The sequence below is a fragment of the Pelatocladus sp. BLCC-F211 genome (genome assembly GCF_041928655.1).
In the GTDB taxonomy this organism is placed as follows: domain Bacteria; phylum Cyanobacteriota; class Cyanobacteriia; order Cyanobacteriales; family Nostocaceae; genus Pelatocladus.
Window position 1 is genome coordinate 24,031 of sequence record NZ_JBHFLM010000088.1, and the last position, 14,633, is coordinate 38,663.

Below are 14,633 nucleotides of genomic sequence, written 5' to 3' on the forward strand. Positions count from 1 at the left end.
GTAATATTTTCATCCTTGGTTGTGTGCGATCGCGTAGCGTCTCCCCTTTGGGAGAATCGCCTCTCCAATTTCCAAAGAATGCCAAATGTCCTGCTGTCTATCTCCTGGTGTAGTAACGCTAGATGCAGCTTGAACCATAATTATTTAGTTTCGATTAATAAGTGTTATGTTAACAATAACACTATTAATTAGTGTTTTAGAATATTAAGCACTAATTAAAAATTAAATAATTACTATAATTCCTATCAATGGTTGTCCAAAAATCGAGTATGCTTGCCATTACAGTGAGGATTAAACCCGAAGGCGAAAAAGTTGTGAGTCTGGATTTGTCTACTCCGTTGCAATTGATTGGGCGATCAGCAGAGTATCAGCGTATTGTCGAAGTGTTGTCAGAAGATGGTGATTTATTAATTACCGGTGTACCTGGTAGTGGCAGGCGTACCTTAGTCAAGGGAGGAGCGCAAGAAGTTGGAGCAGTTGTACTGGAGATAGATTGTATTCGCGCCACAGATGGCGAAAGATTTTTACAACTGCTAGCAGAAGCTATTAGCCAAAACTGGGAAATAGCCAAAATTGAAAATTGGGTAAATCACTGTGCTAGTGAGTTTTTTATCTTCGATGTAGAAAAAAAACTCAAGCTGTCGCGTTCTCTTAACCAAAAGCAGCTATGGCAGGCATTTGAGCTGTTGTTAGAGTTGCCCCAAATCATGGCTATAGATTTACAAAAGCGGTTAGTGCTGATTTTGCATAGTTTCCCTCATATTCGTTCTTGGGATCGCAATAGTTTATGGGAAGCGACATTCCGGCGCAAAATCAATCATGACACTGATGTTAACTATGTTTTAATAGCAACTATCGCTGAAACAAGTCACCACTCAGATGAACATGATTATCCTTTAGAAATTTTGCAATTGCCCCCCTTAGCCAGAGACATCTTAGCCGTGTGGGCTAGGGAAATGCTACACGTACGGAGACTAACATTTGATCCTCGTTCCAAAGCACTACCACTATTTTTAGATGCTGTACAAGGACACATTGGTGATGCAATGGCACTGATTCGTCGTCTGCAAACTTCATGTCTGCCTGATAGTTTCATTACTGAACAAGATGTAACAGAGGCAATTGAAGGATTGCTCAAAGACTTGTCGATGACTTACGAATCCTTACTGATGATTCTACCAGCCAATCAAGTGCATCTTTTGGAATGTTTAGCCTTAGACCCCACAGAAAAACCACAAAGTAAAGATTATATTCAAAAACATGGTCTTTCTAGAGGTGGTAGCTTACAAGGTGCGCTGACTGGTTTACAGCACAAAGGTTTGATTTACGGTGCAGAGCAAGCTTATAAGTTGGCGATGCCGTTACTAGCTTTATGGTTGCGGCACAGATTGAGTTAATTCTCACGGGTTATGCGTTTGTAGTGAGGACTACCCTGCGGGAACGCTGCCCGTACAGTCCTCAATCAGTCCTTAAATATTTAAACACGCTTGGTGCTTATACCAATTCTATATGAAGACGCATACAAAGACCCCACCCCGGCTTCGCCACCCCTCCCCGCAAGCGGGGAGGGGTTGGGGGAGGGGTAAAATTCTATGCAGCTTCACGAAGAATTGGTATTACTTACGAAGCTATCAGAACTTAATGCGATGAAACACTAATTTGATCACAAGCCTAATTTGAGGCAGTTTAATTATTAATTTAATATAAAAGTAACTAATAAATATAAATATTTTTATGAAAAGATATAAACTATCTAGTTTACTTAAATTGACTACAGTAACGCTGATCAGTTTTTCTGTATTGCTCCTGTTTTGGCTCGTCTCCCCATTACCAAAGACACTTGCTAAACCTGAAACTAAAATTTTTGAACAAGTTTGGCAAAGCGTCAATGATAACTTTTACGATCCAAAATTTAATGGTGTGAACTGGAAAGCAATGCGGGAAAAGTACAAATCTCAAGCCATGCAAACCAAATCTAACCAAGAATTTGCAGCGATTATCAATCAGATGCTTGGCGAATTGCAAACTTCTCACACCCGCTACTACACCCAAGATGAGCCTGCTTACTATCAGATTTTAGGTATTTTTGTACCTAGAAGTGGTGAATTACAAAAACAGCTAGCAAAATTCTTGCCTAAAGGCAAAATAGAATACACTCACATTGGTGTATTTACGAAAAACATCAACGGCAAAACATATGTTAGTAGCATTCTTGAGAAAAGTCCCGCCGCCGCCGCAGGGTTAAAAATTGGCGATCAAATTCTCAATGTCGATGGTCATCCTTATCAACCCATACAATCTTTTAAAGGAAAAGCAGGAGAAGAAGTCAAATTATTAATTCAACGTTCAGCCAAAACAAATAGTCAAACAGAGATTGCGATCGCACCCAAAATTTATGATGCTAAAACCATGTTTATCGATGCTCAACAAGCCAGCATCCAAAACATACAACGGGAAGGTAAGAAAATTGGCTATATTCATATTTGGTCACACGCAGCCAACGAAGACCAACAGCAGCTGCAATCAGAAATGATTTATGGTCGTCTCAAAGATGCAGATGGGTTAGTTTTAGACTTTAGAGACGGTTGGGGTGGAGGAGATGTCAATTCTCTTAACCTTTTCACTGCTGAAACAGGACCAAGTGTCACTAGTGTTTCTCGTGATGGTAAAAAGTATACTTATATATCTCAGTGGAAAAAACCAGTAGCGATGGTGATCAACGAGGGAAGCAGAAGTAGCAAAGAAATTTATGCTTATGGCTTTCAGCAACATAAAATTGGGCCTGTAATTGGTACCAAAACAGCCGGAGCAGTGGTTGCTGGTCGTCCTTTTTTTATGCAGGATGGTAGCTTACTTTATGTAGCAGTTGCGGATGTATTTGTAAACGGAAATCAAAGATTAGAAGGTAAAGGCGTGACACCAGATATCAACGTTCCCTTGCCATTAGAATATGCTCAAGGTGCAGACCCACAAAAAGAACGAGCCATAGAAGCTGTACTAGGGGCTATTAAGCAAAGAGACTGAATACAAAATGACTCTGCGTTTCAAAACTCCACAACTTTTCACACTAATGTTTTCTGCTTCCTTAAACTTTGAATCGTAGAAATAGTGTGTTGTGCTACTTGCTCTATCTCCTCTGCTGTATTAAACCTACCAATACCGAATCTTAGTGACGCATAAGCTAATTGTTCTGTATGTCCCAAGGCTATGAGAACATGAGAAGGTGCAGTGGTTGCTGAAGAGCAAGCCGAACCCGAAGATACTGCCATAACTGGTTGCAATCCTAACAGCAATGCCGCTCCATCTACCCCCTCAATACTAATATTCAAATTTCCTGCTAATCGCTGAGTATGATGACCATTGAGACAAATTCCCTCTAACTGAGAAAGTTGCTCCCATAATCTTTGTCGGAGTTGGGTGAGGTATTGATTTTCTGTAGCCTGTACTTGCAAAGCTATTTCTACCGCCTTACCAAATCCGACGATTTGCGGTGTATACAAAGTACCAGAACGCATTCCCCGTTCATGTCCACCGCCGTGTTGCTGGGGAGCTAGTTGTACTCTGGGGTTGCGGCGTCGGACGTACAATGCACCGATCCCCTTGGGCCCGTAGAGTTTATGTGCTGTGAATGACATCAGGTCAATTTGCATTGCCTGTACATCTAGAGGAATTTTACCAATAGCTTGAGCAGCATCACTATGAAAAATTACACCACGTTCCCGACACATTTCACCAATTTCCGCCAATGGTTGTAATACTCCAATTTCGTTATTTGCAGCCATCACCGAAACTAAAATTGTGTCAGGACGAAAGGCTTTTTCTAATTGAGTTAAATCTATGAGTCCGTTTTTTTGAACAGGGAGAATTGTAATTTCAAAACCGAGAGTTTGCAGATATTTACAAGGATCAAGCACAGCATTATGTTCAGTAGCAACAGTAATAATATGCTGACCTTTTTGAAAATAAGCTTCTGCAACTCCTTTGATAGCTAAATTATTGGCTTCTGTTGCACCACTAGTAAAAACAATTTCTTCTGGCGTAGCGTTGATGGCTGCTGCTAATATTTCTCGTGATTTTTTGACAGCTGCTTCGGTTTCCCAACCGTAAACATGATTGATGCTAGAAGGGTTGCCAAAATGATCGGTGAAATAGGGTAGCATTGCTGCTAGTACTCCTTCATCAACAGGCGTGGTGGCGTGGTTATCGAGATAAATAGGACGATGAGACATAATTATTCAATTAAAATTTGACTGATATTTTTTAATATACTAAGAAATTTGTATATAGCGTTTCCTAAGCAACTGAGGTATACCCCAATCCTTCTTAATAAAGTTAATAGCTTTGAAAACGTACCTCACTAGGTCGAGAACCGCTATAATTCGTTTTCCCGCTTTAAAAGTGCAAATTCATCAGACAAAGCATATATAGGTGAATCTTGTTTAGTCAATTTCAAGAAAATAAAATCACTGCCATTCAATACTAATCCAAAAGCTGGTCGCTTAGGATTAGGATTACTCAGCATATAAGCCAAAGCTTGTGGTATGGCTGTCAAAAGATAAAATCCTGCACTTTTAGACTCAATTACAAGTAAGCAAAACTGTTGTTTGATAACTAAGACATCAATGCGTCCCCGTACAATTTATCCTGCATATTCTAATGACTTGAACTATAAGTTATGAAATTAAAAAAGTACTATTAAACCACGTCTACTTTGAGAACTGTAGTTTTGTAGGTTGGGTTTCGCTGTCGCTACACCCAACCTACATAATGTGCTTTTTGAAAAACTCCTCTTTTCAAGATGGACGAGGTTTAATTATTGTAGAATTATAACTTTACGGCAATGAGTAAATAAAGATAAAATGGCAATGAGACACTGTGGAGGTTACTATGACTCTCACCATTCAGGATTTAGAAAAACTGCAAGAAAACCTGCAAGAAGAACAACGTGACTACCAACTAGAATTACAGCAAGGAAACATCGTTGTAATGGGACCGTCAGATATTGAATCAAGTGAAATAGGTGCTGAATTTATCAGACTGCTGGGTAACTGGGTTAAGCCCCGACGACTTGGAAGGATTTTTGATTCTAGTGGTGGATTTATTATGCCCAACACAGATTTAAGAGCGCCAGATGTTTCTTTTGTATCAGCAGCAAGATTAAAACGTACTGTGCGTGATTTTGCTAATTTGGTTCCAGATTTGGTAGTAGAAATTAAATCGAAAACAGACCGTATTCGTCCGATTGAAGAAAAAATTAAGCTATTTTTGGAATTAGGAGCGCAGGTTGGGATATTGATCAATCCAGATGAATTAACTGTGAGTGTGTATCGTCCAAATGGTGAAATGGAATTTTTAGCAGGTGAGGGTAAGTTAGCTATTCCTGAGTTATTTCCTGGTTGGGAAATTGTAATTTCTGAGTTATGGCCGCCTGTGTTTGAATAGTGTCTGTTGGTTTACGTTAGTGGTGTGGTTATGAGTGCTGAAGCACTCACTACAAGCTTATATTTTAGGATTGGTGCTATTTATTACTACTGAGTTGGACTTGGGAAGTATTAGTGGTATTTAAATCGAGCGATCGCACTAATGACAGTGGTAATGGTTGCTGACTAATTCTGTTAATATAATTTCCACTCAGATAAGGCAAGTAATTTGGCTGATTAGCAACATAGGTTTGGAAAAAAGATAGACCTAAAAATTTAACATAGCGTTGTGCTAAAGCTGGATTTGGGCCGATCACTTGTTCTGGAAACGCAATAGCATCGTTTGGTGATTCTCCAATTGTCGAAAAGTGTGTACCATTAATAATTAATGCTAAATATTTGTTGGCAGTTGTTAACCAAGTAAAAGGTTGAATTTGTTCTGGTAAAGCTGGAGCTGCTGTATCTTTACTACTGCTGACAATCATCACTGGTATTTTAATTTGACTGAGACTGTCTTTGCCAAGAACAATACTATCAATTGGGTTAATAGCGATCGCTGCTTTAATCCGTGAATCAGACAGATCATACTGATTAGTTAAGGGTAATTCCGCAGTCAAGCACTGAAGCAAAAGTGAGACATTGAGGGTATCTTTTGAAGGTGGACAACTTTTTTGGATTTGGGGAAAGTTAATCGGCGCGCCTGCTAATGCTAAAGCTGTGTAACCTCCAAAAGATTGACCAATCACGCCTACTTCTTCCAAATTCAAGCGTCCTTGAAAAATTGGATTGGACTGAGAAAGTTTACTGAGTTGATCCAAAAGAAACTTCACATCTAAAGGTCGATCAATAAATTCTCTGGGACTAGTAATTTCTGCTGATCTACCTGATAATAGGGCTTGTAACTGCGCCGCGTTGCTACCAGGATGTTCTGGGACTGCAACCACAAATCCATAGGAAACTAGATGTTCAGCTAAGTAAACAAAGCTGGTTCGATCAGAACCAAGTCCGTGGGAGATGACAATCACTGGTCTAGGGCTAGAAATTTGTGGTAAGTAAATGTCAGCCGGGTATGTACGATTCCGAGAGGTGTCATTGAGGTCAATTGTTTGCTTTTGCCATTTATAAGGCCCTGGTTGCAGTAAGTTTATGGTGGTATTGGTATTCTCGGCGGAATTAGTCGTTACTTCTTGGCTAGCTTCTTTTTCAATCAGTGCGATCGCTTTTTGAGTCTGATTTAAAAAATTCTGGGCTAGGTTGGCTAACTCTAGAGCGCGGGCTAAATTAATCGCAATCTGACTTGAGGGAAATTTCCGTAGTACATTCAATAAAGTTAAACCTTCCGGTTCAGCCGCAGCTAAAATTAAGGCTGCACGAATTCCGTATAAACCAGTAGCCCGACTATCACCCTCAATCAGTGTTGCTAAATCTTTCAGCAATCTCTCGCCAATTGGTGTGTAGAGAAACTGCGAAACTTGTACCGCATTCAAGGGAATAGGAGTCAACAATACTTCTTTAATCTGCTGTAGTTGTTCTTTAGGTGCATACTGAAAATACGCAGCTAAATCGTCATCTATTTTACCTGTTCTGGCATACTCTTCTAAAGATTTAACTCGTATTGAACGCTCCAACAGACCGTAGGATAAGGTTAAGCGTTCTGCACTCCACACAGGACAGGGAATGAGAGTAGGTATCAAACAAGTGGCGATCGCAAAAGCACTACAGAACCGCCCGATTCGATTTTGGATTTTGGATTTTGGAGTTTGGATTAGGAATACTTTTCGACATCTGGGTTGCGGAAATCCACTCTTTGGATTATTTTTGATAATTAATCTAAATTTATCTACGCTTTTGGATATTTTTTGAGCAAATTCTAAATTTGACATTAAAACACCCTCACCTATTTTTTACTAGGAATACGCGAATTTAGCTAAATTGGGCATAAATCAGTTAACAGTTAACAGTTACCAGTTTAATTTGATAACTGATAACTGATAAGTTGTCTCCCTTGTCCCCGATTACCAATCCCCAATCCCCGATCCCTATTACGCTTCTCCCCCAACAACCACATCGCGTATTCGCAGACTTGGCCCGCCACAACCTACAGATAAACCATTTTGTCCACCTTTACCACAACCACCGGATTCGTCCCAGTAAAAGTCGTCACCAATTGCTTCTATATCTGTCAAAGTTTGAAATACGTTTCCTGAAAGAGTTACATCTTTGACTGGTTCAGCTATTTTTCCATTTCTAATCATCCAAGCTTCCCCAGCGCTAAAGGTGAACATTTCGCCGTTAGTCATTCCACCCAGCCAGTTACGGGCGTAAACTCCTTCTTTGATACCACTAAATAAATCAGCTACAGGTGTTTTACCTTTTTCGATCCATGTGTTGGTCATGCGAACAATGGGTGCATAGTGATAATTAAGACATCTAGCGTTACCTGTTGCTGCTTCTCCTAATTTACCTGCGGTTTCGCGAGAATGTAATCTTCCGACTAATATTCCATCTTGAATTAACTGCGTAGTTGTCGCAGGTGTCCCTTCATCATCATATAAATAACTACCTCTATGTCCATTTGGGGCTGCACCATCAAAAATTTGCAATTCTTTTGGGCCAAACCTGCGTCCAATCGTCATCACTTCCAGCAAATCTGGGTTTTCGTAAGCCATGTCTGCTTCTGAAAGATGTCCAAAGGCTTCGTGAACAAATAAACCTGTGAGAATGGGATCAATAACTACAGTGTAGGTATTACCTTTGACTGATGGCAGTGTTAAGGCTGCTACTGCTCTTTGGGCGGCACTTTTGACTTGGGTGTCTAGATTAATTAAATCTTCAAAACCTTGGCGAGAACCGATGGTTTCTCTACCAGTTTGGACAGTATTATCATCTCTGGCTGTGGCAGCAAAACGCATTTCCATATCTACCCAAGATTGTTCAATGAAAGCACCTTCACTAGTAGCGATGATCACCCGTTGGCTGGTATCACTGTAGCGTACAGATGTGGTGGTGATGCAATGATCTACACTTTTAAGGAGATCACAATAGCGATCGCACAATTCTTTTTTGCGAGTCAAGGAAATATAGCGGGGATTAGTACCTGTTAAAGGTAATTGACAGACTGCTTGCACTGCTTCAATAGGGGCAAGTACAGTTTCTTCATCACCAACCATGCGAGCCGCAGCAATTGCTTCTTCGATGCGTTCAGCAATTGTTGTCAAGTGGTTGAAACTGCTGAATCCCCATCCACCTTTATAAGCAGCACGAATATGTCCACCAATGGAGATAGCTTCGCTGAGGGTTTCGACTTTTTCGCCACGCAAAAAGATATCTGTACCTTCAGCTTCTTCTAGGCGAATCATTAAATAATCTACCCGCGATGAATAGCGCTGAAGTAAGTCAGAAAGCAAATTCTGCACATCTACAAGTAAGCTAGGCATTTGACAGCTAGGAACAACGACGACTTGAATTTATTCTCCAATAAAGTGTGAACGGGAAAGGAAAAGGCAGATCGAATAAAAACATTTCATTGCCAAGCATGAAAATAGGATTCTTCCTACACCCCCATACCCTTACACCCCTAGACCCACTTTCAAGTCAGAAGTAGATTTTTTTGCTCGTTTATCCTGTATTCTTTTTTAATGCGATCGCCATAGGGCGTACAGAAAGCCTTGATTATTTATCCTTGATGTGGTTAAAAATGCAAGAAAAGCTGCCAAAAATCTTTAAATTAGAGGCAGGTAATGCCAGTAAAAATGTTTTGCTGTTGGCAGGAATATTTTTCTTCCTGTGTCTGTTATTTACTCTGCACCGCTACTATAGTTTTTACGCTTCCTTCGACCAAGGCATTTTTAACCAAGTTTTTTGGAATAATCTGCATGGTCGCTTTTTTCAAAGTTCTCTTTCTTCGAGTCTTTCTACAAATGTAGTTCATGCTGGGGAAATTGCCACAGTATATTACCATCGCCTTGGTCAACACTTCACACCAGCGTTGTTGCTATGGCTACCAATTTACGCTTTATTTCCCTCTCCCGCCACTTTGACTGTTTTGCAAGTCACATTGATCACGGTGGCGGGTTTAGTGCTATATGTACTCGCTAGGCAATATCTCCAACCACCATTAGCAATCATGATTACCGCCAGCTTTTACGGTGCTAATGCGGTGATCGGTCCGACTCTAAGTAACTTTCACGACATTTGCCAGATTCCTCTGTTTGTATTTACCCTGCTGCTAGCAATGGAAAAACGCTGGTGGTGGTTATTTTGGTTGATGGCAGTTTTGATTGTAGCTGTACGGGAAGATGCAGGTATAGGATTATTTGGGGTGGGAGTTTACATGATTTTGAGTCAACGCTTTCCTCGTGCTGGCGTTGCTGTGTGTATTCTCAGTTTTGGTTACATATTGGTGCTGACTAATAAAATCATGCCTCTGTTTTCTGAAGATGCTTCACGTCGATTTGCGATCGAACGATTTGGACAATATATTGATGGAGATGAAGGTTCGACTTTAGATATTATTCGGGGCATGATTAGTAACCCTGTGCAATTATTGGTTGAATTAATCACACCTGTAAATGGGACAATTAAGTATTTACTCGGTCAGTGGTTGCCCTTAGCATTTGTACCTGCTGTTGCACCTGGTTCTTGGATGATAGCTGGCTTTCCATTATTGCAATTATTCATTAGCCGGGGTGAATCTGTTCTTTCGATTACGATTCGTTATGCCTTAAGTGTAGTCCCAGGATTATTTTACGGCTCTATTCTCTGGTGGTCACAGCGTCAGCAAAAATTTAAACCTTCATTTCGCCGCTTGTGGATAGGTTGTATTTGTCTATCTTTGGTTTTTAGCTTCACATCTAATCCAAATCGCACTTTTTACTTTGTGATTCCTGATTCCGTAAAACCACTAGTATATGTGTCATTGCCAGAACAATGGCAGCATGTAAATCAAATGCGTCCCTTGCTGGCACAAATTCCCTCTGATGCTAGTGTATCTGCAACAACTTATTTGGTTCCCCATCTTTCTAGTCGGCGAGAAATCGTACGTTTACCTGCTTTAGAACTACGTAATGATGCTCAAGAAGTGATCAAAGTAGATTATGCGATCGCTGATCTTTGGCAATTACAAAAATATCAAGCTGCATTTAAGAGCGATCGCCGTTTATTAAAAGATTTAGTACCACTGATTGACCAGCTTACCAATAATCGCGAATATGGAATCATTAGCTTTCAAGATGGCGTCATTCTCTTAAAAAAAGCTGCCAGTTCGGACACACAAGCAACAGCAGCTTGGTTACAATTCCGGCAAGAGTTGGCTAAAGGGGATCGGGGACAAGGAGGACACGGGAGACTTGTCAGTTATCAGTTATCAGTTATCAAATTAAACTGTTAACTGATTCATGCCCAATGACTAATGACTAATGACTAATGACAAATGACTAATGACAAATGACTAATGACTAATGACTAATGACTAATGACTAATGACTAATGACCAATGACAGACAAATTTTAGAGAAATGTAAAGGCTTGGGGGATTGCATCCAATGAAAATACTAGTACTGAGTTGGGAATTTCCGCCCCGTATTGTTGGAGGAATTGCGCGTCATGTCTCAGAGTTGTATCCTGAACTCGTCAAGTTAGGACATGAAGTTCATCTGATCACACCTGAATTTGGTCATGCACCCATGTATGAATTAGTGGAAGGGGTGTGTGTGCATCGGATTCCTGTAGCTGGTGGGAACGACTTTTTCCACTGGGTAGTAAACATGAACCAAAGTATGGGTAGTCATGGTGGAAAGTTAATTGCGGAGGAAGGCCCTTTTGATATCATCCATGCTCATGATTGGTTAGTCGCAGATGCAGCGATCGCTCTCAAGCATACCTTTAAAGTTCCTTTGATTGCTACAATCCACGCTACTGAACACGGGCGCTACAACGGTATTTATACTGGTACACAACGTTATATAAGTGGTAAAGAAGAATTATTAGCCTACAACGCTTGGCGGGTTATCGTTTGCACCGACTACATGCGCCGGGAAGTAGAACGAGCCTTACACAGTCCTTGGGATAAAATTGACGTTATTTATAACGGTATTCGTCCAGAAAAGAAACGTCACCACGAAGATTTTCATGCTTTAGATTTTCGTCGTCAATTTGCTAAAGATGGCGAAAAAATAGTTTACTATGTTGGTCGCATGACCTACGAAAAAGGTGTATCTTCGCTGCTTGCTGCGGCTCCTAAAGTTTTGTGGGAAATGGGTGGTTATGTTAAGTTTGTAATTATCGGTGGTGGCAATACTGATCATCTCAAAAAACAAGCTTGGGATACAGGCATTTGGGATAAATGTTATTTCACAGGCTTTATGTCTGATGAATACTTAGATAAATTTCAAACCATCGCTGATTGTGCTGTTTTCCCCAGCCTTTACGAACCCTTTGGAATTGTAGCTTTAGAAAGTTTTGCTTCTCGTGTACCCGTAGTTGTATCTGATACTGGTGGTTTTCCTGAAGTAGTACAACATACAAAAACAGGTATTATCACGTATACTAATAATCCTGATTCTCTAGCGTGGGGAATTTTAGAAGTGCTAAAAAACCCCGGATATCGGCAATGGTTGACTGATAATGCTTACGAAGATTTGGAACAGCGCTTTAGCTGGCCGAAATTAGGTAAGCAAACAGAACAGGTGTATGAGCGAGTGGTACATGAGCGATCGCTCGTAGTTTGGTAGGAGTTTGAATACAGATGAGACGCACAGAGATATACTTCTTTGCGTCTTTAATATATGCAAGTTGAAGTAAGTCGGTACAAGTTCAAGATGACTGGCGAGGGTCAATTATTTTACTATCTTCATTTGTGGCTCTATAAATTTGATATTGACGTAGTATGCCAAATTTGGCATACTGAACATATGACCCAAAAGCCAGAAAAACCTCTTAGATGAATTGGAAGCGCTTTAGATGACCTAAAGCAATTTCCTGATGATGTACAAGATGTAATGGGTTATGCTCTTGACTTAGCTCAACATGGTGAAAAACATCCTGATGCAAAACCTTTAAAAGGATTCAAAGGAAGTGGGGTTTTAGAAGTTGTAGATAATTTTGATGGAGACACATATCGAGCTATCTACACTGTAAAGTTTGCTGGTTTTGTATACCTTTTACATGCTTTTCAAAAAAAATCTAAACATGGTATAGCAACATCACAACAAGATGTTGAACTTATAAAAAAGAGACTTAAAAAGGCACAAGAAGATTATTTAGAGCAAACTAAAATCGAAGGAGAAATGACATGACTGAAGATAATAGAGTACATGTCGGTAGTGGTAATGTATTTGCAGATTTAGGGCTATCTAATCCTGAAGAAAGATTAATAAAAGCTGATCTAGCACGTAAAATCAGCGAAACTATTAATTCCAGGAAATTAACTCAAACTGAAGCAGCCGAAATTTTAGGTATTGATCAACCAAAAATATCAGCATTAAGTAGGGGTAGATTAGCAGGTTTCTCAACAGAGAGATTAATCTATTTTTTAAATGCATTAGGTAACGATGTAGAAATCGTAGTAAAACCAAAACCTGAAAGTCGTAATTATGCTAAAACCAGTGTCATCTGCTACTAATTGACACTTTATATAGTAAGCTGCTACGCAGTTTATAGTTAAGTCGATAAGAGCGATCGCCTTATTCTTTCCAAGCAACAGCAACTTGTCTGACTACTTCCAAAAACCTCTGCACTGTTGCAGATGTATTGTTGCGTCGCCAAATCATCGCCAGCGCTACCTTGGGTGTAGGTTCTTGCATTGGTTTATAAACTACCCCAGTTCTTTGCAAATGTTGCAGCGACTCCGGTACAATCGCCACACCCATGTCTGCTGCAACTAAACTCACAATTGTTTGCATCTGAATTGCTTCTTGAGCAACCATAGGACTAAAATTGGCTTGCTGGCAAAAACTAATTATTGAGTCATACACTCCAGGAGCTAAAGGACGAGGAAATAAAATGAAGGGTTCACCTTGGAGTGAAAACAGTGATACACTGGATTGATTAGCTAGCGCATGGGTTTCTGGTAACGCCACGACTAAGGATTCGTAAAAAATAACTTCCCAGCAAAAAGTATCTTCTTCTACCGGTGGACGCAGAAATCCAACATCAATTCGGTTATCTCGCAACCATTGTAATTGTTGATCTGTAGTTAATTCATGCAATTCGAGATTGACATCTGGAATGTAACTACGAAATGTCCGCAGGATGGTTGGCAATATATTATACGCCGCAGAACTGACAAAGCCAATTACAACCTGTCCCCCTAAACCACGACTGGTTTGTCTTCCCAATTGCACCGCTTGTTCTAACTGCTTGAGAATTTGTTGAACTTCACCTAAAAACACCTGTCCAGCTGCGGTTAACTGCACAGTTCTTTTGGTGCGGTGAAACAATTGAAAACCCAACTCTATCTCTAACTGACGAATTTGTTGACTGAGAGGAGGTTGAGCGATGTGTAAGCGTTCCGCCGCCCGTCCAAAATGCAATTCCTCAGCTAATGTCACAAAGTATCGTAGGTGTCGCAGTTCCATTCATGAAAGGGCTTGGTCAACTTGTTTCAACAATGCTTCTAAAGTGGAGGAATTATCTAAGACGACATCAGCACGCGCGGCTTTTTCTGCGATTGGCATTTGGCTGTGAATTCTCGCTTGTGCTTGCTCGAATGTGAGATTGTTTCTCTGCATTAATCTTGCTAATTGCTGCTGCTGGGAACAACACACCACCCAAATTTCTGTGACTAAATCGGTCATTCCGGCTTCAAATAATAAAGGCACAACTAATACTAGTATTTTTGCGGTAGATGCTTGAATTTCGGCTAAAAAGCGATCGCGGACGTAAGGATGAATCAAATTCTCTACCCAAGCGCGTTCATCAGGATGATGAAAGATGATTTCACCTAATTTTTGACGATTGAGATCACCATTTGGCAGTAAAATTTGATTACCGTAATGAATGGCGATCGCATCGAGAATAGGTGAACCAACACAGACAGCTTGTCGGGCATAAATATCCGCATCCAAAACTGGCAAATCATAAGCATCTGCTAAGTAATTGGCAACTGTTGTTTTGCCTGTAGCAATACCACCTGTTAAGCCGATGATTTTTTTGGTCATTAGTCATTAGAGACGCGATTCATCGCGTCTTTACAATGGTCATTGGTCATTAGTC

Annotated in this window: 14 protein-coding genes; 7 read left to right on the forward strand and 7 right to left on the reverse strand. The window is 40.3% G+C overall.

The window, feature by feature from the left end; genetic code table 11:
• Positions 1 to 9: 9 nt before the first annotated feature.
• Complete coding sequence (locus tag ACE1AT_RS10865) at positions 10 to 138, reverse strand: hypothetical protein (RefSeq protein WP_374868105.1); 129 nt, start codon at positions 136 to 138, stop codon at positions 10 to 12.
• Between the two features lie 131 nt (positions 139 to 269).
• On the opposite strand from ACE1AT_RS10865, the gene ACE1AT_RS10870 reads away from it, so the two are divergent.
• Entirely contained in the window at positions 270 to 1,397 is a 1,128-nt protein-coding gene (locus ACE1AT_RS10870) for an ATP-binding protein (protein ID WP_374868107.1), read from the forward strand.
• A 337-nt stretch (positions 1,398 to 1,734) separates the two neighbouring features.
• Positions 1,735 to 3,024, forward strand: coding sequence for a S41 family peptidase (locus ACE1AT_RS10875; RefSeq protein ID WP_374868109.1), 1,290 nt, complete (start codon positions 1,735 to 1,737; stop codon positions 3,022 to 3,024).
• A 38-nt stretch (positions 3,025 to 3,062) separates the two neighbouring features.
• Here ACE1AT_RS10875 and ACE1AT_RS10880 read toward each other — a convergent pair whose 3' ends face one another.
• Both ACE1AT_RS10880 and ACE1AT_RS10885 read right to left on the reverse strand, forming a co-directional pair.
• Complete coding sequence (locus ACE1AT_RS10880; protein WP_374868111.1) at positions 3,063 to 4,229, reverse strand: cysteine desulfurase family protein; 1,167 nt, start codon at positions 4,227 to 4,229, stop codon at positions 3,063 to 3,065.
• A 143-nt stretch (positions 4,230 to 4,372) separates the two neighbouring features.
• Entirely contained in the window at positions 4,373 to 4,552 is a 180-nt protein-coding gene (locus ACE1AT_RS10885) for a hypothetical protein (RefSeq protein ID WP_374868113.1), read from the reverse strand.
• A gap of 335 nt (positions 4,553 to 4,887) precedes the next feature.
• Between ACE1AT_RS10885 and ACE1AT_RS10890 the strand changes: the two genes are divergently transcribed.
• Positions 4,888 to 5,442 carry a Uma2 family endonuclease gene (locus ACE1AT_RS10890; protein WP_374868115.1) on the forward strand — a complete coding sequence of 185 codons (555 nt, stop codon included), beginning with the start codon at positions 4,888 to 4,890 and terminating at the stop codon, positions 5,440 to 5,442.
• Between the two features lie 76 nt (positions 5,443 to 5,518).
• Here ACE1AT_RS10890 and ACE1AT_RS10895 read toward each other — a convergent pair whose 3' ends face one another.
• Together ACE1AT_RS10895 and ACE1AT_RS10900 are read right to left on the reverse strand one after the other, a co-directional pair.
• Positions 5,519 to 7,303, reverse strand: a complete 1,785-nt coding sequence (locus tag ACE1AT_RS10895) for an alpha/beta hydrolase (RefSeq protein WP_374868117.1) — start codon at positions 7,301 to 7,303, stop codon at positions 5,519 to 5,521.
• 159 nt (positions 7,304 to 7,462) lie between these two features.
• Entirely contained in the window at positions 7,463 to 8,857 is a 1,395-nt protein-coding gene (locus tag ACE1AT_RS10900; RefSeq protein WP_374868119.1) for a TldD/PmbA family protein, read from the reverse strand.
• Positions 8,858 to 9,117: 260 nt separating this feature from the next.
• Here ACE1AT_RS10900 and ACE1AT_RS10905 point away from each other — a divergent pair, with 260 nt between their 5' ends.
• The 4 genes from ACE1AT_RS10905 to ACE1AT_RS10920 all read left to right on the forward strand — a co-directional run bounded on the left by ACE1AT_RS10905 (position 9,118) and on the right by ACE1AT_RS10920 (position 13,041).
• Entirely contained in the window at positions 9,118 to 10,809 is a 1,692-nt protein-coding gene (locus ACE1AT_RS10905) for a DUF2079 domain-containing protein (RefSeq protein WP_374868159.1), read from the forward strand.
• Positions 10,810 to 10,963: 154 nt separating this feature from the next.
• A complete protein-coding gene (locus tag ACE1AT_RS10910; RefSeq protein ID WP_374868121.1) occupies positions 10,964 to 12,151 on the forward strand; it encodes a glycosyltransferase family 4 protein in 1,188 nt (395 codons plus the stop codon).
• A gap of 213 nt (positions 12,152 to 12,364) precedes the next feature.
• Complete coding sequence (locus tag ACE1AT_RS10915) at positions 12,365 to 12,715, forward strand: type II toxin-antitoxin system RelE/ParE family toxin (protein ID WP_374868161.1); 351 nt, start codon at positions 12,365 to 12,367, stop codon at positions 12,713 to 12,715.
• The gene (locus ACE1AT_RS10920) at positions 12,712 to 13,041 is read left to right on the forward strand and encodes a helix-turn-helix domain-containing protein (protein ID WP_374868123.1); all 330 of its coding nucleotides are present in this window, start codon (positions 12,712 to 12,714) and stop codon (positions 13,039 to 13,041) included. The genes ACE1AT_RS10915 and ACE1AT_RS10920 overlap by 4 nt, the downstream gene beginning before the upstream one ends.
• A 61-nt stretch (positions 13,042 to 13,102) precedes the next feature.
• Here ACE1AT_RS10920 and ACE1AT_RS10925 read toward each other — a convergent pair whose 3' ends face one another.
• Positions 13,103 to 13,996, reverse strand: a complete 894-nt coding sequence (locus ACE1AT_RS10925) for a LysR family transcriptional regulator (protein ID WP_374868125.1) — start codon at positions 13,994 to 13,996, stop codon at positions 13,103 to 13,105.
• A complete protein-coding gene (coaE, locus tag ACE1AT_RS10930) occupies positions 13,997 to 14,578 on the reverse strand; it encodes a dephospho-CoA kinase (RefSeq protein ID WP_374868127.1) in 582 nt (193 codons plus the stop codon).
• Positions 14,579 to 14,633 lie beyond the last annotated feature (55 nt).

Excerpts from the sequence above, each read along its gene's own strand:
- ACE1AT_RS10865 (WP_374868105.1), bottom strand. The coding sequence starts at position 138 with ATGGTTCAAGCTGCATCTAGCGTTACTACACCAGGAGATAGACAGCAG.
- ACE1AT_RS10870 (WP_374868107.1), top strand. The coding sequence starts at position 270 with ATGCTTGCCATTACAGTGAGGATTAAACCCGAAGGCGAAAAAGTTGTG.
- ACE1AT_RS10875 (WP_374868109.1), top strand. The coding sequence starts at position 1,735 with ATGAAAAGATATAAACTATCTAGTTTACTTAAATTGACTACAGTAACG.
- ACE1AT_RS10880 (WP_374868111.1), bottom strand. The coding sequence starts at position 4,229 with ATGTCTCATCGTCCTATTTATCTCGATAACCACGCCACCACGCCTGTT.
- ACE1AT_RS10890 (WP_374868115.1), top strand. The coding sequence starts at position 4,888 with ATGACTCTCACCATTCAGGATTTAGAAAAACTGCAAGAAAACCTGCAA.
- ACE1AT_RS10895 (WP_374868117.1), bottom strand. The coding sequence starts at position 7,303 with ATGTCAAATTTAGAATTTGCTCAAAAAATATCCAAAAGCGTAGATAAA.
- ACE1AT_RS10900 (WP_374868119.1), bottom strand. The coding sequence starts at position 8,857 with ATGCCTAGCTTACTTGTAGATGTGCAGAATTTGCTTTCTGACTTACTT.
- ACE1AT_RS10905 (WP_374868159.1), top strand. The coding sequence starts at position 9,118 with ATGCAAGAAAAGCTGCCAAAAATCTTTAAATTAGAGGCAGGTAATGCC.
- ACE1AT_RS10910 (WP_374868121.1), top strand. The coding sequence starts at position 10,964 with ATGAAAATACTAGTACTGAGTTGGGAATTTCCGCCCCGTATTGTTGGA.
- ACE1AT_RS10920 (WP_374868123.1), top strand. The coding sequence starts at position 12,712 with ATGACTGAAGATAATAGAGTACATGTCGGTAGTGGTAATGTATTTGCA.
- ACE1AT_RS10925 (WP_374868125.1), bottom strand. The coding sequence starts at position 13,996 with ATGGAACTGCGACACCTACGATACTTTGTGACATTAGCTGAGGAATTG.
- coaE (WP_374868127.1), bottom strand. The coding sequence starts at position 14,578 with ATGACCAAAAAAATCATCGGCTTAACAGGTGGTATTGCTACAGGCAAA.